Below are 22328 nucleotides of genomic sequence, written 5' to 3'. Positions count from 1 at the left end.
CAAGTTAACAGCTCGACACCTTGTTTACAACCCCTGCAAAGAAAAATGCCGTTCAGACTTAACTGAACGGCATTACGCCTTGGACAGGCGGTTTTTTCTTTGGGCGGCGCGCCCGCGCGGCCTACGCTGCCACACCTGCCAGCCGGCGGCGCATCCCTGCCGTAAGCCACGGCTCACCGTCGCCGACGACCAACGCATCGACGCCGGCCGCATCGAGCAGCAGGCCGGCCGCGGCGGACTTGCCAGCCACCATCAACGCGGCACCGAGTCCATTGACCGCCACAGCCGGTGAAGCCACCAGCGTCACGCCATGCGGACCCGACGCCGGCATGCCGGTGGCGGGGTCGAGCACGTGGTGGTAGCGCCTGCCGTTGGCGACGAAGCAGCGCTCATAGTCGCCCGATGACGCTACCACGGCGTCGGATACCTCCAGTACGCCCAGCAGCCGTGCCGGTGCGCGCGGATCGCGCACGCCCACGCGCCAGTCGCGCCCTTGCAGCTGGCCGCTCGCCAGCACATCGCCGCCGCCATTGATCATGGCATGATGCAATCCATGCCTGCGCAGTGCCTGCATGCCGGCCTGCAGGATCGGCAGCTTGGCGATGCCGCCCAGGTCCAGGCGCATGCCGGGGCGCAGCAGCATCGCTTCGCCCCGGCGTTCGTCGAGCATGACCTGCCGGTAGTCCACCAGCGTCCGTTCGCGTGCCAGCTCGGCGGAAGCCGGCACGCGTGCATTGCCTTCACCGAAGTGCCAGCCGGCAAAGGCGCCGACGGTGATGTCAAACGCGCCACCGGTGCGCGCCGACAGTGCTGCCGCCGCTTGGAGCACTGCCATCAGTTCCGGTGCGACCGGCACCGGCTGCCGGCCCGCTGCGCGCTGCAGCGCGCTGACCTGGCTGTCCGGCCGGTAGCGCGACATCAATTGCTCCAGGCGCGCCATTTCCGCAAAGGCGGCGGCGATGCCGGACCTTGCAGCCTGGTAAGAACTGTCCTGCACCACGATATCGACCTGCGTGCCCAGCAGGCGCCGCGATGCGCGCGTGACCGTGGCATCGGCCAACGCGGGCCTGACGAACATGGCGGTGGCAAGCATCGGCATGGTGGCCGCGGCGGCGCGCAGAACGTTGCGCCGCATGGCGTCGATGCGAGAGGAGGAAGACAGCGTTGCCGGCAGGGTCTTGGCGCGCATGACAGGGTGGGCGGCGCATGCCGCGTTAGTCGTTGACGTTGTGGTGTCGCCATTCTCCGGGCAGTCTTCAAAAAAAACATGCATCAAAAATGAATATTTAAGATATCCATGACGACCGTCAACCTCGTTCACGCCAACTGCTTCGACTATCTGTAACCGGCAACATCAGGCCACCCACACAACGAAGAGAGCAGGCGGAGCCCTCCGCCCATTGCAATGACGGTTCGAGGATCGAAGATGACGAGGCATTCGCAACACCCACTGGCACACACCGATGCACCGGCGGCACCGGGACGAAGGCGCTTTATCAATACCGCGGCGCTGGCCGGGCTGGCCGGCGTGGCGGCGTGCACGGACAAGGGCGCCGCGCCCGCCGCGGCCACCGCGGCAAGCGCTGCCCAGGCAGGACATGGCGGCGCCCCTGCCGGCGTGTCGGTGCACCTGAAGCCGGGCGAGCTCGATACTTACTACGGCCTGTGGAGCGGCGGCCATGCGGGCGACGTGCGCGTGCTGGGCCTGCCCTCGGGGCGCGAGCTGCACCGCATCCCGTGCTTTGTGCCCGATGCACTGACCGGCTGGGGCATCACCAATGAATCCAAGCGCGTGATGGGCACGCGCCCCGACGGCAACGTGCTGTACACCGTCGGCGACACGCACCATGTGCATGCCTCCTACAAGGACGGCAACTACGATGGCCGCTACGCGTGGATCAACGACAAGATCAACGCGCGGCTGGCGCGCATCCGGCTCGACTACTTTGTCTGCGACAAGATCACCGACCTGCCCAACGTGCAGGGCTTCCACGGCATTTTTCCGGACAAGCGCGACCCCGTCGACGCGAACATCAACTACACCACGCGCGTGTTCTGCGGCGCGGAGTTCGCCCTGCCGCTGTCCAATACGCCGACCGAGGACGCCGGCAAGTACCGCTCGCTGTTCACCTGTGTCGATGCGGAGACGATGGCGGTGCGCTGGCAGGTGCTGATCGACGGCAATTGCGACCTGGTCGCATCCTCGTACGACGGCAAGCTGGCTGCCACCAACCAGTACAACGTCGAGATGGGCGCGCGCTATGAAGACATGATGTCGGCCGAGCGCGATGCCTGCCTGTTCTTCAACATCGCCCGCATCGAGGCTGCGATCAAGGATGGGAAATTCAAGACCATCGGCGATTCGAAGGTGCCGGTGGTCGACGGCACGCACGCGGCCAACGCCGACCCGAAGACCGCGCTGACCACCTACGTCTCGGTGCCGAAGAACCCGCACGGCGTCAATGCCAGCCCGGACCAGAAGTACTTCATCTGCGCCGGCAAGCTGTCGCCGACCGGCACCGTGATCGAACTGGCGAAGGTGCTGGACTGGTTCGACGGCAAGCTGGAGACGCCCGACGATGCCATCGTCGCCGAGGTCGAGCTGGGCCTGGGGCCGCTGCATACCGCCTTCGACGGGCGCGGCAATGCCTACACCACGCTGTTCCTCGACAGCCAGATCGTCAAGTGGAATATCGACGCGGCGATCCGCTTCCACAAGGGCGACAAGAACGCCAAGTACGTGGTCGACCGGCTCGACGTGCAGTACCAGCCCGGCCACCTGAACGCCTCCCAGTCCGAAACCGTCGCCGCCGACGGCAAGTTCCTGGCAGTGGGCTGCAAGTTCTCCAAGGATCGTTTCCTGCCGGTGGGGCCGCTGCATGCCGAGAACGAGCAGCTGATCGATATCTCGGGCGACAAGATGGTGCTGCTGGCGGACCACCCGGTGCACAGCGAGCCGCACGATTTCATCATCTTCCGTCGCGAGCTGCTGCGGCCGAAGCAGGTCTATGCGCTGGATGATTTCCCGCTGGCGGTGAAGGATCCGCAGCAGTCGGGCGTGTTCCGCAACGGCAGGAAGGTGACGGTGAAGATCACGTCGCAGGCGCCGGTGTTCTCGCTGCGCGAAATCAAGTTGAAGAAGGGCGACGAGGTCACGCTGATCCTGACCAACCTGGACAAGATCGAAGACCTGACGCACGGGTTTGCCATCCCCAAGTACAACATCAACTTCATCGTCAATCCGCTCGAGACCGCGTCGGTAACCTTTGTCGCGGACAAGCCGGGCGTGTTCTGGTGCTACTGCACCCACTTCTGCCACGCGCTGCATCTTGAGATGCGCAGCCGCATGATCGTCGAGGCCTGAGACGGCATGCGTGGATGACCTGGCGCGGTGCCCGCTGCTGCGCCGGTCGTCCCTTGCCCCCAATTCCCATGATCCACGCAATTCTCGAACGGCTTGCGGCGGGCTTCGCCGTGTGCCTGCTGGCGCTTGGCTTTGCCGTGCCGGCGCACGCCGGCGCTTACGAGGCGGCCTTGCCGCCGGAACTGTCCACCGCGGCGGACCTGTGCGCGCTGGTGTCCTGCACCGAAGTGCTGCCCGGCGCCACCAGCTTCTCTCCGCGCAAGGGACAACCGCCCTACGTCGAAGGCTATCGCACTGGCGCGGACGGCAAGCGCGAGGTGATCGGGTACGTGATGTTGTCCACCGACATCACCGATACGCCAGCGTATTCCGGCAAGCCGGTGGTGACGCTGATCGGCATGGATACGCGAGGGCAGTACACCGGAGTCAGGGTGCTGAAGCATTCCGAGCCGATCCTGCTGCTGGGCATCCCGGAATCGGCGCTGCTCGATTTCAACCAGCAGTACGTCGGCAAATCGGTTGCCGACAAGATCGAGGTCGGGCAGTCGCGGCCGGACGAAGGCGTGGTCGGTGTCGATGCGATTTCCGGCGCCACCGTGACGGTGATCGCGCAGAACCAGGTGCTGACCACGTCGGGCGCGGCAGTGGCGCGGCAGGTCGGCATCCTGGCGCCGGCGAAGCGGGCACCGGCGCGGTTCGCCGAAAGCGGAAAACAATATGGCTGGCAGCAACTGGTGGCCGGCGGACTGGTGCAGCGGCTGCTCGTGCAGCCGGCGCAGGTCGGGCTGCCCGGCAGCGGCGAGCCCTTTATCGAACTGTGGTTTGGCGATCTCAATCATCCCGACATCGGCCGCAGCGTGCTGGGCGATGCCGGCTGGCAGGGGCTGCGCGCGCAGCTAAAGCCCGGCGAGCACGCCATTTTCGTGGTCCGCACCCGGGGGGCGGAATCGTTCAAGGGCTCGGGCTTCGTGCGCGGCGGCATCTACGATCGCGTGCAGGTGCGCCAGGGTGCCGACGCGTTCACCTTCCGCGACCTGGACTACCTCAATCTCTACGGCGTCGCGGCGGAGAGCGCGCCGGCGGTGACGGAGTCGGCGATCTTCGTGATCCGGTCGCCGGCGTTTTCCGCGGCGTATCCGTGGAAGCTGTCATTCCTCGGCAATCGCGTCGACCGCGCCACCGGCACGCGCAGCTTCGCCAGCTTCGATGCGCCATACTGGCTGCCGGCAGCGATGCTGCAGGGCGGCCGGCCGCAGCTCGACGAACCCGAGGCGCCGTGGCGCAAGGTCTGGCGCAAGCAGGCCACCGCCATTGGCCTGTTCATCGCGCTGCTCGGCGCGGTCACGCTGGTCTACGCACTGCGCGACCGCCTGACGCGGCGCGCCACACACAAGAACAAATGGCCGGTCAATGCGTTCAAATACACCGCCTGGGCGCTCAGCATTGTCTTTGTCGGCTTCGGCGCGATGGCGCAGCCATCGATCACGCAGGTGCTGACGTGGTTCCATGCACTGCTGCTGCGCTGGGACTGGGCGTTGTTCCTCAGCGATCCCTTTATCTTCTGCTTCTGGATCTTCATCATCATCACCGTGTTGCTGTTCGGGCGCGGGCTGTTCTGCGGCTGGCTGTGCCCGTTCGGCTCGCTGTCCGAGGCGATCTACAAGCTGGGCCGTTTCCAGGGCCTGAAGCGATGGCAGCGGCAGTTGCCGCGCCGCTGGCATGACCGGCTCAAGTGGGTCAAGTACGGCGTGTTCTTCGGGCTGCTGGCGGTGTCGGTGTTTTCGATGGCGCTGGCCGAGATGCTGGCGGAGATCGAGCCGTTCAAGACGACCTTCCTGGTCGGCATCCCGAACCGCGCGTGGCCCTACGGGCTGTTCGCCTGCACGCTGCTGGGACTGTCGCTGTTCATTGAACGGCCTTACTGCAAGTACCTGTGCCCGCTCGGCGCCGCACTGGCAATGCCCAGCACGTTCCGCTGGTTTGGCCTGCGGCGCAAGCCCGACTGCAACCACTGCAAGGCATGCGCGGTGGGCTGCGGCGCGCAGGCGATCGATGCCGATGGCCGCATCGACCATCGCGAATGCCTGCATTGCCTCGACTGCATGGTGCTCTATACCGATACGCGCGGCTGCCCGCCGCTGGCGCGCGAGCGCAAGCGGCGCGAACGCGACGCGCTGCCGCTGACGCCGGTGGGACGCAACGGGTATTTCATCCCGCTGGTGCCGGTGCCGGCTGAAGCGGCGCAGCCGTCGGGCCCGGATCCGCGCATGCCGACGGACCCGGTGGCGCCCCCCTACGCGGTAACGGCCGGCGTCGCGCGCTGGGTCGCCGAGCTGTGGGACCACTTGTGTCCATGGAGCGGGCAGGGCTGGCGCACCGCTGCCGCACTGCAGCTGGCGGGCCTCGCGGTGGCGCTGGCCGCAACCGTTGCGTGGGCACTGGCGGCCAGCGGACAGATGCGCGCCGGCGCGGTGATCGGCTGGTGGCTGGGCTGGAGCCTCTATGAAGTGCTGATCCGCCTGTCCGGCAAGCGCTATGTCAAGGATGGCCCGTGGTGGCGCGGCCGTTACCGGCGCGCAACTGTGATGGACATGCTTAGCTATGTCGGCTTCAAGAACCTGCTGGTCGGTGCGTTGCTGTTACTGGCGCTGAAGGCGATGGGGATGCTGGCCGCATGAAGCTGCTGCCTGGTATCGTGCTCCTATGGATAAGCTGCGCGCAGGCCGCGACCTGGCGCGTGCAGCCCGGCCAGTCGCTGCAGGCAGCGATCGATGCCGCCGGCGCGGGGGACACCATCGAGATCGCGCGCGGCCACTACACCGGCAACTTCGTCATCGACAAGCCGCTGGTGCTGCGCGGCATCGCGCGGCCCACGCTCGGCGGCGCGCTGCGCGGCGATACGCTGCGCATCACGGCGCCGGACGTGACCGTCGAAGGCCTGATCGTGCGCGACTCCGGCGACAGCCTGAAGGACCAGAACGCCGGCATCTATATCCGCCCCGGCGCGCACCGCGCCGTGGTGCGCCATTGCGACCTGACCTACAACCTGTTCGGGCTGTGGATCGAGAAGGCCGACGATGTCCGCATCGAACGCAACACCATCACCGGCAAGCGCGACTACAACTCGGCGCAGCGCGGCAACGGCGTGCAGCTCTACAACACGCGCGGCGCACGCATCCTCGACAACAACATCAGCTTCGTGCGCGATGCACTCTATGTCGATGTCTCGCACCACGCCATCTTTCGCGGCAACCGGCTGCACCACAGCCGCTACGGCACCCATTACATGAACTCGTACCACAACCTGTGGGAAGGCAACGACAGCTACCGCAACCGCGGCGGGCTGGCGCTGATGGAGGTGCGCGACCAGGTCGTGCGCAACAACCGCACCTGGGGCAATGCCGACCACGGCATCATGCTGCGCACGCTGCAGGACTCGGTGATCGAAGGCAATGTGGTCGCCGGCAACCAGCGCGGCCTCTTTATCTACGACGTCGAGTACGCGACGCTGCGCGGCAACCTGGTGCTGGGCAATGCGATCGGCGTGCACCTGTCGGCCGGCTCGACGCGCAACGTGGTGCAGGGCAACGATTTCATCGGCAACCGCGAGCTGGTGCGCTACGTGGGCGCGCGCGACGAGCCGTGGGGCGGGCGCGGACAGGGCAACTACTGGAGCGGCTACCTGGGCTGGGACCGCGACGGCGATGGCGTGGGTGACGTGCCATACCAGGCCAATGACCTCGTCGACCGGCTCGGCTGGCGCTACCCCGGGGTGACGCTGCTGCTGGGCAGTCCGGCGCTGCAGGCGCTGCGGCTGGCGGCACGGCAGTTCCCGGTGATCCGGGCGCCGGGCGTGGTCGATGCCTATCCGCGGATGCGCCCGGTGCGCGCCAACTGGAGGGACTGGGATGCTCAGACCGGCAACTGAAATGATCACGGATGCCATTGCGCTGACCGGCGTCAGCCGGCACTTCGGCTCGCTGCGCGCCGTGGACGATGTCAGCCTCAGCGTGGGGCAGGGCGAACTGATCGGGCTGATCGGGCATAACGGCGCGGGCAAGAGCACGCTGTTCAGGATGATGCTGGGGCTGTTGCCGCCCACGCATGGCACCTTGCGCGTCGCCGGTGCCGACGTGGGCAGCCGCGCCTTTCGCGCCGCGCGGCGCGGCATCGGCTACCTGCCCGAGCATCTGGTGCTGTATGACAACCTGAGCGGGCTCGAAACGCTGCGCTTCTTCGCGCGCCTGAAGGGCGTGAACGCGGATGCCTGCGCGCCGATGCTCGACCAGGTCGGCCTGTCCGCCGCCGCCGCACGGCCGGTGCGCGAGTATTCGAAAGGGATGCGCCAACGGCTCGGTTTCGCGCAGGCGCTGCTCGGCGCACCGCGCGTGCTGTTTCTCGACGAACCGACCAACGGGCTGGACCCGGCGGCAATCCGCGACTTCTACCGGATGCTCGACGCGCTGCGCGAGCGCGGCGTGACCATCGTCATCACCTCGCACATCCTGGCCGAGCTGCAGCAGCGCATCGACCGCTTCGCCATTCTTGCCGGCGGCCGCTTGCAGGCCACCGGCAGCCTGGAGGCGCTGCGCGCGCAGGCGGGGCTGCCGCTGACACTGCGGTTGCGCCTCGAGCCGGGCGCGCGCGAGCACGCGCTGCGCCTGCTGCGGACGCAAGCGTACGGCATGATCGAAGTGGTGGACGAGATGGAGGAAGGGCCGGATGAACTGACCGTGCGCTGTCCCGTTGCCGCCAAGATGCCGATGCTCGCCGCATTGCAGCCGCTTGCGGGCCGCCTGCGTGACCTGCAGATCCGCGAGCCCTCGCTCGAAGACCTGTTCCTCGGCATGCGGGGGCAAGCATGAGCGCGCGCATCGATGCAAGGCAGGTGGCAGCGATCGCCGCCAAGGAATTCCGCGACCGCATGCGCAACCGCTGGGTGCTGGCCGTGGCCGTCGTCTTCACCGCGCTGTCGGTGGCGATCGGCTATTTCGGCGGCGCCGAGCAGGGTGTGCTCGGACCGCGTTCGCTGGAGTTCGTCATCACCAGCCTGGCGAGCCTGGTGATCTACCTGGTGCCGATGATCGCGCTGCTGCTCGGCTTCGATGCCGTGGTGGGCGAGCGCGAGCGCGGCTCGCTGGACCTGTTGCTGTCGTTGCCGCTGACGCGCGGCGAGCTGTTGCTGGGCAAGTACCTCGGGCTGGCCGCCGCATTGCTGCTTGCCACCGCCGGCGGCTTTGCCTTGATGGCGCTACTGCTGGCGCGCCAGTTCGGCTGGGCCGGCCTGTACCACTACCTCGGCTTTGTCGCCAGCGCCGGGCTGCTCGGCCTGGCGTTCCTGAGCCTGGCGCTATGGCTGTCGGTGCTGTCGCGCGACCGCGCGCAGGCATCGGGCCTGGCGATCGGCCTGTGGTTCTTTTTCGTGCTGGTGTTCGACCTGCTGCTGCTCGGGCTGCTGGTCGCCGGCGCGGGCGAGGGCGGCGCCAGCGGGTCCGGCATCGATTGGATCGCGTGGCTGCTGCTGCTGAACCCCGCGGACCTGTTCCGCATCGTCAATGCCTTTTCACTCGACCAGTTGCGCAGCGCCGGCGGCGTTGCCAGCATCGTGCCGCCGGCGCTGGCCAGCCCCTGGCCCACCGGCGCGGCGCTGCTGGCGTGGATTGCCGTGCCGCTGGTCCTTGCTGCCAGGAGATTCCGCTGATGTGTTCCCCATCCTCTTTGCGCCGCCGCCACCTGATGCTTGCCATGGCCGGCGCCACGGTCCTCGTTGCCGCCTGCGGCAAGAAGCCGGAAGGCACCGCGCAGCCGCAGGAAATCGAATCCGCCACCGCCTGCGTGCTGGATGGCATGCTGCTGGCCGACTATCCCGGCCCCAAGGCGCAGATCTTCTACGCCGGCGACGCGCGCCCGCAGTGGTTTTGCGACACAGTGGAAATGTTCCACGCACTGCTGCGGCCCGAGCAGGTCAGGCCGGTGCGCGCGGTGTTCGTGCAGGACATGGCGCGGGCTGACTGGGAACGGCCGCGCGGCCACTGGTTCGATGCCACCACCGGCGTGTATGTCGCCGGCAGCGGGCGCCACGGATCGATGGGGCCGACGCTGGCGAGCTTCCGCGCCGAGAGCGATGCCAGCGCCTTTATCGCCCGCCATGGCGGCAGGCTGCGGCGCTACGCCGAGGTGACGCCGGAACTGGCGGACCTCGGCGGCGGCGCCATGCACGACAGCCGGATGTAGCCGGCGGTCATGCGAGGCGCGCGCCTCTGATGGCTCAGTTGCCGCTGCCCGGCACCAGGCGGCGCTGGCGCACCGACTCCGCCAGGCCTTCCAGCACCTTGACCGATTCATCCCAGCCGATGCACGCATCGGTGACCGACTGGCCGTAGGTCAGGTTTTCCACCGGCGTGCCTTGCACGTGGTCCTGGCGGCCCGCCACCAGGTGCGATTCGACCATCACGCCGATGATGCGCTGGTCGCCGCCGGCGATCTGGCGGCCGATGTCTTCGCACACGGGGATCTGGTTCTCATGCTTCTTGCTGCTGTTGGCATGCGAGGCGTCGATCATCAGGCGCGAGGCCAGCCCGGCCTTGGCGATGGCGTCGCACGCTTCCTGCACGCTGGCGGCATCGTAGTTGGGCGCCTTGCCGCCGCGCAGGATCACGTGGCAGTCCTCGTTGCCCGAGGTCGACACGATCGCAGAGTGGCCGCCCTTGGTCACCGACAGGAAATGGTGCGGTTGCGACGCGGCCTTGATCGCGTCCACCGCGATCTTGACGTTGCCGTCGGTGCCGTTCTTGAAGCCCACCGGGCACGACAGTCCGGAGGCCAGCTCGCGGTGCACCTGCGACTCGGTGGTGCGCGCGCCGATCGCGCCCCAGCTGACCAGGTCGGCGATATATTGCGGGCTGATCATGTCGAGGTACTCGGTGCCGGTCGGCACGCCCAGCTCGCTGATGTTCAGCAGCAGCTCGCGCGCGGTGCGCAGGCCGTCGTTGATCTTGAAGCTGCCGTCCATGTGCGGGTCGTTGATCAGGCCCTTCCAGCCCACCGTGGTGCGCGGCTTCTCGAAGTAGACGCGCATCACCACTTCCAGCTCGTTGGCGAAGCGGTCGCGCTGCACCTTGAGCAGCTTGGCGTATTCCAGCGCGGCGCGGGTATCGTGGATCGAGCACGGGCCGATGATGACGATGAGCCGGTCATCCATGCCATGCAGGATGCGGTGCATGGCCTGGCGCGCGCCGTAGATCACGTCCGAAGCCGCTTCTGAGCAGCCAAATTCGCGGATCAGGTGCGCCGGCGGCAGCAGCTCCTTGAGTTCGCGAATGCGCAGGTCGTCGGTGTTCTTCAGCATGATGGCTCCGTGAATCTTGTGAGGTCGTGAGAGTGGGGAAGCAATGGGGTATAAAAAAACCGCCAGGGTCGCTGGCGGTTTTTTTTGTATTCGGGGCGCTTACAGCCGTCCCTCCCTATCCGCCAGCGGTGTGAGATCGCTAAAGAAGTAAAAGTAAAACTTAGCGGACATGGCGGAAAAGGATGTTGGCTGAGGTCAGCTTGATTCGATTTTGTGGATAGGCGCTGGATTCATGCTGCACTGCGTGGCAGAAAGGCAGAAAATTGCGCGCCGGTCGACAATTGTTCGGCGTGCCTCGGTTGCCTGCGGCGCGACGAAGCATCTTTATAGCGCCTTTTGCCGGGGTTGGCAAGTGTCCGCGGCGCCGCGTGCGGCACCGCACGGTAGCTGTCGTGGCGCGCCGCTTCCTGCTGTATCGCCTGAGGCCGCCGCCTATATTGAACGGGAGGGAGCGCACGGGGAGGTGCATCATGAGCGTCGACGAGGCGAGGCTGAATGCCTTCATGGAGAAGTTCGTCCACGATATCGGCGCGGTGATGCACGCCGCCACCGTGGTGGTCGGCGATGAACTGGGCCTGTACAAGGCCATGGCGGAAAAGCCGATGACCGCCGATATGCTGGCGCAAAAAACCCGTACCGACGTGCGTTACCTGCGCGAATGGCTGTCGGCCCAGGCCGCCAGCGGCTACGTCGACTACGATCCCGACAGCGCGGAATTCAGCCTGAACGAAGAGCAGGCCTTTGCACTGGCGCAAGAGGGCAGCACGGCGTTCATTCCAGGCGCGTTCCAGATAGCGGTGGCGCAGTTCCGCGCTATCCCGAAGATGATCGACATCTTCCGCAACGGGCGCGGGCTGGGCTGGCATGAACACGACCCGGCGCTGTTCCACGGCACCGAGCGCTTTTTCCGGCCGGGCTATTCCGCGCACCTGGTCTCGGAATGGATCCCCGCGCTCGACGGCATCGAGGCGCGGCTCAGGCGCGGGGCCAGCGTGGCCGATGTGGGTTGCGGCCATGGCGCGTCGACCATCATCCTGGCGCAGGCCTATCCGGCCTCGCGTTTTGTCGGCTTTGACTACCACGAGCCTTCGGTACGCCATGCCACCGAGGCCGCGCGGCGCGCCGGTGTGGGCGACCGCGTGCGCTTCGAAGTGGCCAGCGCCAAGGACTACGCCGGCAAGGACTACGACCTGGTGGCGGTGTTCGACTGCCTGCACGACATGGGCGACCCCGTGGGCGCGGCACGGCACGTGCGCGAGACGCTGCGGCCGGACGGCGCATGGATGATCGTCGAACCGTTCGCCAACGACAAGCTGGAAGACAACCTCAATCCCGTCGGGCGCGTGTTCTATTCCGCCTCCACGTTCATCTGCACGCCGGCGTCGCGCTCGCAGGAAGTGGGGCTGTGCCTGGGGGCGCAGGCAGGCGAGGCGCGCATGCGCGGCGTGGCCGAGCAGGCCGGCTTCGGCAGCTTCCGCAGGGCGGCGCAGACGCCGTTCAACCTGGTGTACGAGGCGCGGCCGTTCACCCCCGACACACCATGAAAAACGGGACCCGCGGGTCCCGTTTCGTTGTGGCGATGCGGCGTCAGGCCGTGCCGCCCACCGTCATATTTTCGATCCGCAGCGTCGGCTGGCCCACGCCCACCGGCACGCTCTGGCCTTCCTTGCCGCAGACGCCAACGCCGGAATCCAGGCGCATGTCGTTGCCGATCATGGTCACGTCTTTCAGCGATTCGGGGCCGTTGCCGACCAGCGTCGCGCCCTTGACCGGGTACGTGATCTTGCCATCCTCGATCATGTACGCCTCGCTCGCCGAGAACACGAACTTGCCGTTGGTGATATCGACCTGGCCTCCGCCGAAGTTGACCGCATACAAGCCCTTCTTGACGCTGGCGATGATTTCCTGCGGGTCCCTGTCGCCGTTGAGCATGTAGGTGTTGGTCATGCGCGGCATCGGCAGCGCGGCATAGCTTTCGCGGCGCGCGTTGCCGGTGACCGGCATCTTCATCAGGCGCGCGTTGAGCGTGTCCTGCATATAGCAGCGCAGGATGCCGTCCTCGATCAGCGTGGTGCACTGGGTCGGGTTGCCTTCGTCGTCCAGGTTGAGCGAGCCGCGGCGGTTGGCCAGCGTGCCGTCGTCAACCACCGTCACGCCCTTGGCCGCGACGCGTTCGCCCATGCGGCCGGAAAATGCCGACGAGCCCTTGCGGTTGAAGTCGCCTTCCAGGCCATGGCCGACCGCCTCATGCAGCAGCACGCCGGGCCAGCCCGGGCCCAGCACGACGGTCATCGCACCGGCCGGGGCGGGGCGGGCGTCAAGGTTGACCAGCGCCGACGACACGGCTTCCTCCACGTACTTCTGCAGCAGGTCGTCAGTGAAATAGCCATAGGCATAGCGGCCGCCGCCGCCCGACGAGCCGATCTCGCGGCGCCCGCCCTGTTCGGCGATCACCGTCACCGACACGCGCACCAGCGGGCGCACGTCGGCGGCGATCACGCCGTCGCTGCGCGCCACCAGCACCACGTCGTACTCGCCGGCCAGGCCTGCCATCACCTGCACCACGCGCGGGTCCTTGGCGCGCGCCATGCGTTCGATGCGCTCGAGCAGCGCCACCTTTTCGGCGGCGGTCATCGAATCGAGCGGGTCGTTGGGCGCGTACAGGTTGCGGCCCGCGTGCGAGGCCAGTTCACCCGCCACCTTGACGCGGCCGTTGCCGGCGCGGCCGATGGTGCGCGTGGCGGCAGCCGCCTGCGACAGCGCGGCCAGGCTGATGTCGTCCGAATAGGCAAAGGCGGTCTTGTCGCCCGACACGGCGCGCACGCCCACGCCCTGGTCGATGCTGAAGCTGCCCGACTTGACAATGCCTTCTTCCAGGCTCCAGGCCTCGTTGCGGGTGTACTGGAAGTACAGGTCGGCGTAGTCGACCTTGTGCGTGAAGATATCGGCCAGCACGCGCTGCAGCTTGGCCTCGTCCAGGCCGTATGGCGCCAGCAGCAGTTGCTGCGCGGTGGCCAGGTTGCGGATTCCGAGATCGCCGGCGTTCATGAGATGTCCTTTCTTCTGTTTGCCGCCCCGGCAAGCCATGGAATTGCCGGTGGCATGAAATACCTGGTGCGGGTGCCGGATGAGATCAAATGCGCGATCACATGCTGCCCCGCGGTTGCGTACATGCTACAGCACCCGGTGACGCAATGCCGGCAGGTTTTGCCGGACCTCTTCGAGCCGCGCCGGGTCGATGGTGCCGGCCACCACGCCTTCGCCTTCGGGCAGCATGGCCAGCACTTCACCCCACGGGTCGACCAGCATCGAATGGCCCCAGGTGCGACGGCCGTTCTCATGCTTGCCACCCTGTGCGGCGGCCAGCACATAGCACTGGTTTTCAATGGCCCGTGCGCGCAGCAGGATTTCCCAGTGCGCCTGGCCGGTGGTGTAGGTGAAGGCGGCCGGCATCAGGATCAGGCTGGTGCCCGCGCCGGACGCCAGCCCGCGGTACAGCTCGGGAAAGCGCAGGTCGTAGCACACCGACATGGCCACGCGGCCGCACGGTGCATCGAAGCTGACCGGGGTGCGGCCGGCCAGGATGGTGCGCGATTCGTCATAGCTTTCGGCTCCGCGCGTGAAGCCGAACAGGTGGATCTTGTCGTACCGCGCCACGCGTTCGCCGCGCGGGTCGAAGGCGAGCGAGGTGTTGTACACGCGCTCCGGGTCGTCGCACCACATCGGCAGTGTGCCGCCCACCAGCCAGATGCCATGGTGGCGCGCGGCGCCGGCCAGGAACTGCTGGACCGGGCCATCGCCGTCGTGCTCGCGTACCGCCACCTTGTCCGCTTCGGAGCGGCCCATCATGCAGAAGTATTCGGGCAGCAGCACCAGCTGCGCGCCGCCGGCTGCGGCCTCGGCGATCAGCGCCTCGGCGCGCGCGAGGTTGGCATCGAGCGAAGTGCCGGTAACAGTCTGCACGGCGGCCACGCGGAACGGGGCGGGGGCGGTCATGGGCGTTGGTTTCCTCTTTGGACTCTCTTGAGTTCTCTCGGACGGCAGCGGCTTCAGTGCGGGAGCGCGGGCTCGGCGCGGTTCTGGAAGCGGGGGGCTTGCATATCATTCTCCTCCACTTTGCCGATCTGCGGGTTGGCCCAGCTGCCGGTGATGCGGTAGTGCTGGGTGAATACCTTGGAGAACTCGTCGGCAAACAGCAGTTGCGCGGCGAGCGTGCCGATGCCCAGCACCGGGTTGATAAAGGCCGCCGCCACCGAGGTCGAGGTGGCATTGATGCGCGGCACCACCTCCACGCGCAGGTCCTGGGTCTCGCGCAGCAGGTTGGCGGTGCCGCTCATGCTGGCGATGATCTGCGGGCTCTTGAGTTCGAAATCCTGGATGGTGCCGACCCCGTTCTCGATCGTGCCAGAGCCCGAAATGCGGTCGAACAGCAGTCCGCGCCCCGACAGGCTGCGGAAGTCCAGCGTGGCAAAGCGCAGCAGCCCCTGCAGGCTGAGCACGCCCAGCAGCCGCGCCGCGCCCGGTTCGACGCTCAGGATCTGGCCATTCTCCAGGTCGAGCGACAGCTTGCCGGACAACGTCGGGTAGTCGATCGACAGCGGCGAGCCGCGCCAGGCCACGCGGCCTTCCAGCTTGCCCTTGCCGTCGCGCAGCGTGTGCGGCAGCCCCAGGCGGTCGAGCGTGGCGCCGGCGTCGCCGATGTCGATGACGAACGACAGCAGGGTGCGGCGCTCGGTACTGCCGTCGGCGCGCAGCCGGCGCGGCACGCGCCAGCTGCCGTGGCCGGTCAGCGTGGCATCGGGCTGTTCGATCCTTAGCTTGTCCAGGGTCCAGACCGGGTCGGTGCCGCTGGTGCCGGTATGCGCCTTGACCTCCAGCTTGCCGAAGTCGTGGCCGCGCAGCATGAACTGCTCGGCGACCAGGTCGATGGCGGGCAGTTCGTCGATGCTGCTGGCGAGGGCGTCGACCACGTTCTGCTCGTCGCTGGCGTCGGGCACGTTCAGGCGCGACAGTCGCAATTGCAGCGCGCCCGTGGCATTGGCGCCAGCGGTACCGGCGGCCGGCTGCCACTGCACGGCGCCGGCGATCTGGCGCGATTCGATCCTGGCATTCCAGCCGTCGCGCTCGCGCGTGGCGTCGAGCGCGACGTCGTCGAGCGTGCGGCCCATGCCATGGAGCGTGCCGGCGCGCAGCGCAATGCGCCCGGGCAGGAAGGGCGAGGGGCGCCCGCCGTCGCCCGTGGAGGCCGTTCCGGCAAAGGCCGCGCGCCAGGCGTCTATGTCGAGCCGGTCGAAGGTCGCCGCGGCGCTGACGCCGGCCATCGGCGCGGGCGCCGCCTGTTGCACGCCAATGCCACCGGCGACGACTTCGATGCCATTGCCGCCGTTCTGGTCGCGGCGCAACAGGTAGCGTGCGTTGAGGGCGTTGCCCAGCTGCAGCGCCAGTTCGTCGATGCCGGCGCGGCCGGGCGCGGGGCGCAGCTCGACGCGCAGCGGCAGGTCGTGCGCCGCCGCCTTGGCCAGCGGTGCCGGCAATCCGATCGCCATGCCGTTGAGCGATGAATTCAACTGCACCTGCAGCTCCTGTTCGCGCATCGCGATCACGGTGTTGTAGCCGGTGCTGCCTTCCAGCCTGGCCGCCAGCGGCGCCAGTGCCGAGCCTGCCGCGGCCTCGCGCAGGCCCGCGGCCGAGACGGTGCCGCTCGCGGTGACGCGCGTGCCCCCTTCCGGCTGGGTGCCGCCGCCGAGCTTGACTTCGCCGCCCAGGAAGCGCGCGCGCAGGTTCTCCAGCCCGAACCCGTGCTCGTTGAACGTGATGTCGCCGCTGGCATTGCCGAATGCCGGCAGCTGCGGGCTGAGCACCACGTCGTTGCCGGGGAAGCGGAAACGGCCCTCCACCTTGGCCGCGTTGGCGTGCTCCAGCGGCATGTCGAGCCTGAGCCTGAGTTCGCCGTTGCCATGCGCGCGTGCCGCGTCGGCCACGCGCGCGGTCCATTCGCGCACCGGCGAGGCGGCGATATAGCGCAGGAAGCCCTGCACCGGCCCGCTGGCACCGCCGTCGATGGCGAGGCGGCCATGCTCGCTGAGGTCGTCGATGCGGCCGTTGACGTCCTGCAGCACCACGCCCGGGATGTCGTGCACCGAGGCGCGCCGTGCCAGGAAGGTCATGCCGCCGCGGTCAAATGTGACCTGTCCGGCGATGTCGGTGAACACCGGCCACAGCGGCGCGCCCCCCGCGCCAGTCTCGTGCGGTGCAATCTGGTAGCTGACGCGCTCGATCGGCACGTCGACGCGGAACTCGCCCGCCTTCTCGAACGGCGCGTGGAACGGGAAATGCTCCAGGTCGCCCCTGAGCACGAAGCTGACGCCGGCCGCGTCGCCGCTCATCAGCGCGCCCGCGAGGTAGTGCCGCGTGCCCGCCGGGATGGTCTGCGGCAGGTAGCGCGGCACGCGCGCGACCTGGGCGCGGGTCATCTCGCCGCTCAGGTCGGCGATGCCGGAGGTGCCGTCGCCACCGGCGCGCCAGGTGCCGCGCACCGAGCCCGCCGCATCCGCGTTGGCAAAGCGGATGCCGTCCAGCGTCACCACCAGCTTGCCGCCGGCATGGTGCCAGCGCACGTCGCCGCCGATCTGGTCGAACGGCACGCGCGGCTCCTCGAACAGCCCGGGCATCACCAGCGATGCGTTATTGCCTTCGAAGCGCGCACTGCCTTGCTGGTCGTCGAACGAGAACGTGCCCGACAGGTGCGAGAAACCGGGCGTGCCCAGCCGCGGACGGCCCTTGGTATCCAGGGCCGGCACCGCCGCCTGGCCGTTGACCGAGACTTCGCGCAGCGTGCCCTGCAGGCTGTAGTGGGGCTTGCCACCGCTGCGGTCGAGCATGCCGGCGCGCTCGCGGCTCCAGCTGACGTTGAGGTTGTCGATGTGGCCGGCCGGCTGCAGCGCGCGCAGCCGGCGCAGCACCGCGGTCTCCAGCGGCATCGAGCTGGCCAGCGCGCGCACCGTGTTCAGGTCCAGCGTGGGCGCCTTCAGCGTGAACTTGCGCAGGTTGCCGTCCTTGGCATAAGCCCAGCCGAGCTCGACCTTGCGCATGCCTTCGCGCCAGCTGGCGTCGGCCGGAGCCGCCTGGCCGCTGGCAGGCTGCGGCTGCGGCTGCCACAGCAGCGTGTCGACGGTGAGCAGGTTGCTGCCGTCGCGTTCGGTCCGGTGCAGCAAAAAGGCCTGCGCATTGGCCAGCCGCAGCGGGGCGGCGGCGCCGGCCAGCTGCAGGTCGACGCTGCTGGCGCGCAGACGGGTCTGGCTGCGCACGATGCGGCCCTGGCGGAATTCGATGCTGCCGTCGGTGCTGAAGGTGCCGCTGGCCACGCCCTCGAACATGGCCAGGTAGCGCTGCAGCACCGGCAATTCCAGCTGGGCCACGTCCCAGCTGGCCTGGCCGCTCCAGTAGCGCCAGTTGCCGGCGCTGTGCAGGTAATCGTTGCTGAAGGTGGACTTGACCACCAGCGGGCGCGGGCCCAGCGCCGGCGAGCGCGCTTCCAGCGTCACGGTATGGCGCGAGCCGTCGCGGCGGGTGTCGAGGAGGATTTCGCCGATATCGAGCTGCGGCAGGCCTGCCTTCTCGTCGAGCCAGCGCAGCCTGCCGTCGGACAGCGACACGCGGCCCTGCGACATCAGCCAGCCCAGGAAGCGGTCGTCTTCCTGCTGGCCGCCGGTGGCATCGACCTGCATGCCGCCGACCAGCAGCTTGCCCTCGGGCGTGCGGCGCACCAGGATGTCGGTGCCGGTGGCGCCCAGGCTGACGAACTGCAGGCCCATGCTGAACAGCGAGCGCCACGACAGCTTGCCGTCTAGCGTGGCGGTCGCAAGCAGCACGCGCTTGCCATTGTCCACGGCGCGGAGGTCGCGGGCGCGGAAGGCGGGGTGCCAGCCGTCCCAGTAGGTATCGAGCGCGCCGATGGTGACCTGTGCCGACAGCGCGAGCGAGCCGCGTTCCTCCAGCCATTCGCGCGCGGCCGATGCCTGCGGCCATAGCACGAAGCGGATCAGCAGGCCCGCCACCAGCGCCAGCACGCCCAGCACCAGCGCCAGCCGTACCAGCGCGCGTCCCAGGCCGCGCCAGAACGGGTGGCGCACCATGCGAACGACCGCGCGCGCGCCGGCGCCGGCGAGGCCGCGCAGCCGCGCGAGGCCCGACGCGGGGCGCGTCAGGGCAGGGGAATCGATACCTGTAGCAGCCAAGGAATGAGCGGGTGGTGGCGAAGCGGGGTTGTTCGCGGCGTTGTCAGCGGATTTGTTGGCGGAACTGGTAGCGGAGCTTTTGACGGTGTCGTTGGCCGGAGCCGGCAGCGTAGCGGCGGCCATATGCCCGCCCGCGCCGCCATTGGGGGGAGCACCGTCAGCGGGTTGTGGGGCGCGGCTGGACATGCGCAGATTATCCGACAATACTAGCCGCTCTCCAATCTGGTGCCCGGCCGGCTACAACAAGAATGCGCGCACCGCGCGCGGCGTGAACCGATGCGGCATGACCCGGGCTCGCCCGCTTTGCCGCCGGTACCGGCCGCACCTTTTCTCGCATTTCAAATTACTGGAATGACTGTCTCTGACCCGACGAGTTCCGCCGCTGGCGATCCCTCCGACCAACATGGCGCGGGCGCCACACCGGGACCGGCTTACCTGGCGGATCCGGCGGCGGCGCTTGCCCCCGGCGAAGGCCCCGGGACCATGACCGCCGGCGCCTTTGCCGTCACTGCGGCGCAGGCCTTGCCGCAGGGTCTGCAGGCGGCCGGCTGTGGCGGCCACGTATTGTACTCGGCAGCGTATTCGCACTACGCGCGGCGTGTGCTGCTGGCCCGCCCCGAACTGCCCGCGGTGATCGCGGCGGCGGCCGGGCAGCCGCTTACGCGCGCGTGGATGGAGGCGCGGCTGCAGGCGCTGCACGAACCTTCGGCCGATGCCGAGGAAGCCACCAAGCGCACCTTGCGCCGGCTGCGCGCCGAAGTCATGTGCGCGGTGATCGAGCGCGACCTGCGCGGCCTGGCCGCGCTGGGCGAAATCACCGGCGCCATGACCGACCTGGCCGAACTGGCGATCCAGCATGGCCTGGCGGTGCTCGGCGCCGATCTCGCCACTACCTTCGGGCGCCCGGTCGGCGAGCAGAGCGGCGAGGTGCAGGAGCTGGTGGTGGTCGGCATGGGCAAGCTCGGCGGGCGCGAGCTCAATGTCTCGTCCGACATCGACCTGATCTTCCTGTATGACGAAGACGGCGACACGCAGGGCGGCACGCGCAGCCTGTCCAACCATGAGTATTTTATCCGCCTCGGCCGCCGCCTGATCAACCTGCTTGCCGAGGTGACCGCCGATGGCTACGTGTTCCGCGTCGACATGCGGCTGCGGCCCAATGGCGACGCCGGCCCCCTGGCGTGCAGCCTCGGCATGCTGGAGGAATACCTGGTGGTGCAGGGGCGCGAGTGGGAGCGCTACGCCTGGATCAAGGGCCGCGTGGTGTCGGCGCTCGGCACGCCGCACGCGCAGCGCACCGCCGGCCTGCTGGCGCGCCTGACCACGCCGTTCGTGTTCCGGCGCTACTTGGACTACGGCGTGATCGCGGCGATCCGCTCGCTGCATGCGCAGATCCGCAGCGAGGCCGCCAAGCGCAGCGGCGGGCTGGCGGGCCACGGCATGAATATCGGCAGCCAGCGCTCGTTCAATATCAAGCTCGGCCGCGGCGGTATCCGCGAGATCGAATTCATGGCGCAGGTGTTCCAGCTGATCCGCGGCGGCCAGGATCCCGCGCTGCGCGTGCGGCCCACGCTGGAAGTGCTGGGGGTGGCGGTCGAGCGCGGCCTGCTGCCCGCCGGCCAGGCCGGACAGCTGGGCGACGCCTACCGCTTCCTGCGCCAGCTGGAGCACCGCCTGCAGTACCGCGACGACGCCCAGACCCATCACCTGCCGACCTCGGAAGACGAGCGGCTGGCGGTGGCGCGGATGATGGGCTGTGCCAGCTGGAACGAACTGCTGGCGCGGCTGGCGGCGCTGCAGGAGCCGGTGGCGCAGCAGTTCGAGGCCACCTTCTCCGACCCCGACGCCGCGCCCTGCGAGGCGCTGTGGCCCGACATCGTGCTCGACGACAACGCCGCGCGCGCGCAGGACAACCAGCAGGACGCCGCCGCGCCGGCGCAGGGCGGGGAGGATGCGTGCGACGATGCCACGCCGTGCCGGCGCCTGCAGGCGGCCGGCTTCACCGACTGCACCGGCCTGTTCGACCGGTTGCGCGCGATCGCGTCGTCGCTGCGCTACCGTGCGCTGTCCGAGTCCAGCCGCGCCCGCTTCGACCAGCTGGTGAACCGCGCGCTCGACCTGGCCGCGCGCCAGGACGACGCCGACAGCACCATCGCGCGCTTTATCGACTTTCTCGAGGCCATCAGCCGGCGCGCCTCCTACCTGTCGCTGCTGTCCGAGTACCCGCAGGCGATGGACCGCGTTGCGCAGACGCTGCATGCCTCGCGCTGGGCCGCGGCCTACCTGACGCGCCATCCGCAACTGCTCGACGAACTCCTCGACAGCGATGCGCTGGCCGGCGCGCCCGACTGGGCCGCGTTCCGCAAGCGCCTGCACGAGCGGCTGCTGGCCGCCGAAGGGCAGGTCGAGCACCAGATGGACATCCTGCGCCGCGAGCACCACGCCGAGACCTTCCGCGTACTGCTGCAAGACCTGCAGGGCATGCTGACGGTGGAACAGGTGGCCGACCGGCTGTCGGACCTGGCCGACGCCATGCTCGATGCCACGCTGCAGACGGTGTGGCGCCAGCTCGCCACGCGCCATTGCGACACGCCGCGCTTCGCGGTGATCGCCTACGGCCGGCTCGGCGGCAAGGAGCTGGGCTATGCCTCGGACCTCGATATCATCTTCCTGTATGACGACGAGCACGAGAGGGCGCCCGATGTCTACGCCGCCTTCGCGCGCCGGCTGATCACCTGGCTCACCAGCCATACCGCGGCGGGTGCGCTGTTCGACGTCGATACGCGGCTGCGCCCCAACGGCGCGGCCGGCCTGCTGGTCACCGGCTTCGACGCCTTCCGCCGCTACCAGCTGCGCGAGGGCGACAACACCGCATGGGTCTGGGAACACCAGGCGCTCACGCGCGCGCGCTTCTGTGCCGGCGATGCGGCCATCGGCGAGCGCTTCGAGGCGCTGCGCGACGAGGTGCTGCGCCAGGAGCGCGATGCCGCGGTGCTGCGCGGCGAGATCGTGCAGATGCGCCGCAAGGTGGCCGAGGGCCATCCCAATCCCACCAGCCTGTTCGACCTCAAGCACGACCGCGGCGGCATGGTCGACATCGAGTTCACGGTGCAGTACCTGGTGCTGCTGCACAGCCGCGAGCATCCGCAGCTGACGCGCAACGCGGGCAATATCGCGCTGCTGCGCGAGGCCGGCGCGCTCGGGCTGATCGATGCCGCGCTGGCCGTGGCGGTGGGCGACGCCTACCGGCTGTTCCGCGCGCGCCAGCACCAGTTGCGGCTCGACGGCCAGGCGCACGCGCGCTTGGCGGCGGAATCGGTCGCCGGACAGAGGGCGCAGGTGCGCACGCTGTGGCAGGCCGTGTTCGGTGAGGACTGAG

The 22328-nt window shown here is 68.4% G+C and carries 13 protein-coding genes; 8 read left to right on the top strand and 5 right to left on the bottom strand.

Features of this window, described 5'->3' with window-relative positions; translation table 11 throughout:
* Window positions 1-121: 121 nt before the first annotated feature.
* Window positions 122-1135: an FAD:protein FMN transferase gene (locus ACAD63_RS16120; RefSeq protein ID WP_371704893.1), complete on the bottom strand. Its 1014-nt coding sequence runs from the start codon at window positions 1133-1135 to the stop codon at window positions 122-124.
* A gap of 291 nt (window positions 1136-1426) precedes the next feature.
* Between ACAD63_RS16120 and nosZ the strand changes: the two genes are divergently transcribed.
* The 6 genes from nosZ to ACAD63_RS16090 all read left to right on the top strand — a co-directional run bounded on the left by nosZ (window position 1427) and on the right by ACAD63_RS16090 (window position 9598).
* On the top strand, window positions 1427-3364 hold the full coding sequence (gene nosZ / locus ACAD63_RS16115; RefSeq protein ID WP_434032956.1) for a TAT-dependent nitrous-oxide reductase: 1938 nt from the start codon (window positions 1427-1429) through the stop codon (window positions 3362-3364).
* Window positions 3365-3432: 68 nt separating this feature from the next.
* The gene (locus ACAD63_RS16110) at window positions 3433-6042 is read left to right on the top strand and encodes a 4Fe-4S binding protein (RefSeq protein WP_434032955.1); all 2610 of its coding nucleotides are present in this window, start codon (window positions 3433-3435) and stop codon (window positions 6040-6042) included.
* On the top strand, window positions 6039-7292 hold the full coding sequence (locus ACAD63_RS16105; protein WP_434032954.1) for a nitrous oxide reductase family maturation protein NosD: 1254 nt from the start codon (window positions 6039-6041) through the stop codon (window positions 7290-7292). Before ACAD63_RS16110 ends, ACAD63_RS16105 begins: the two co-directional genes overlap by 4 nt.
* 1 nt (window position 7293) lies before the next feature.
* A complete protein-coding gene (locus ACAD63_RS16100; RefSeq protein ID WP_195428085.1) occupies window positions 7294-8229 on the top strand; it encodes an ABC transporter ATP-binding protein in 936 nt (311 codons plus the stop codon).
* On the top strand, window positions 8226-9065 hold the full coding sequence (locus ACAD63_RS16095; RefSeq protein WP_195428084.1) for an ABC transporter permease: 840 nt from the start codon (window positions 8226-8228) through the stop codon (window positions 9063-9065). Before ACAD63_RS16100 ends, ACAD63_RS16095 begins: the two co-directional genes overlap by 4 nt.
* On the top strand, window positions 9065-9598 hold the full coding sequence (locus tag ACAD63_RS16090; RefSeq protein ID WP_133097682.1) for a nitrous oxide reductase accessory protein NosL: 534 nt from the start codon (window positions 9065-9067) through the stop codon (window positions 9596-9598). The genes ACAD63_RS16095 and ACAD63_RS16090 overlap by 1 nt, the downstream gene beginning before the upstream one ends.
* 34 nt (window positions 9599-9632) lie before the next feature.
* On the opposite strand, the gene aroG is transcribed toward ACAD63_RS16090, so the two are convergent.
* Window positions 9633-10712, bottom strand: coding sequence for a 3-deoxy-7-phosphoheptulonate synthase AroG (gene aroG, locus ACAD63_RS16085; protein WP_165971581.1), 1080 nt, complete (start codon window positions 10710-10712; stop codon window positions 9633-9635).
* Between the two features lie 470 nt (window positions 10713-11182).
* On the opposite strand from aroG, the gene ACAD63_RS16080 reads away from it, so the two are divergent.
* Window positions 11183-12256 (top strand): class I SAM-dependent methyltransferase, encoded by a 1074-nt coding sequence (locus ACAD63_RS16080; protein WP_195428083.1) that lies wholly within the window; start codon window positions 11183-11185, stop codon window positions 12254-12256.
* A gap of 43 nt (window positions 12257-12299) precedes the next feature.
* On the opposite strand, the gene tldD is transcribed toward ACAD63_RS16080, so the two are convergent.
* From tldD to ACAD63_RS16065, 3 genes are all read right to left on the bottom strand, one after another.
* Window positions 12300-13760 carry a metalloprotease TldD gene (gene tldD / locus ACAD63_RS16075; RefSeq protein WP_135704917.1) on the bottom strand — a complete coding sequence of 487 codons (1461 nt, stop codon included), beginning with the start codon at window positions 13758-13760 and terminating at the stop codon, window positions 12300-12302.
* 126 nt (window positions 13761-13886) lie between these two features.
* Window positions 13887-14708, bottom strand: coding sequence for a carbon-nitrogen hydrolase family protein (locus ACAD63_RS16070; RefSeq protein ID WP_195428082.1), 822 nt, complete (start codon window positions 14706-14708; stop codon window positions 13887-13889).
* Between the two features lie 53 nt (window positions 14709-14761).
* Window positions 14762-19135 (bottom strand): YhdP family protein, encoded by a 4374-nt coding sequence (locus ACAD63_RS16065; RefSeq protein ID WP_434032953.1) that lies wholly within the window; start codon window positions 19133-19135, stop codon window positions 14762-14764.
* 165 nt (window positions 19136-19300) lie between these two features.
* Between ACAD63_RS16065 and glnE the strand changes: the two genes are divergently transcribed.
* The gene (glnE, locus tag ACAD63_RS16060; protein WP_434032952.1) at window positions 19301-22327 is read left to right on the top strand and encodes a bifunctional [glutamate--ammonia ligase]-adenylyl-L-tyrosine phosphorylase/[glutamate--ammonia-ligase] adenylyltransferase; all 3027 of its coding nucleotides are present in this window, start codon (window positions 19301-19303) and stop codon (window positions 22325-22327) included.
* Window position 22328: the final 1 nt, after the last annotated feature.

The organism is Cupriavidus sp. a3, assembly GCF_051015765.1.
GTDB classification, from domain to species: domain Bacteria; phylum Pseudomonadota; class Gammaproteobacteria; order Burkholderiales; family Burkholderiaceae; genus Cupriavidus; species Cupriavidus oxalaticus_A.
This window is presented reverse-complemented; position numbering and strand designations above follow the sequence as displayed.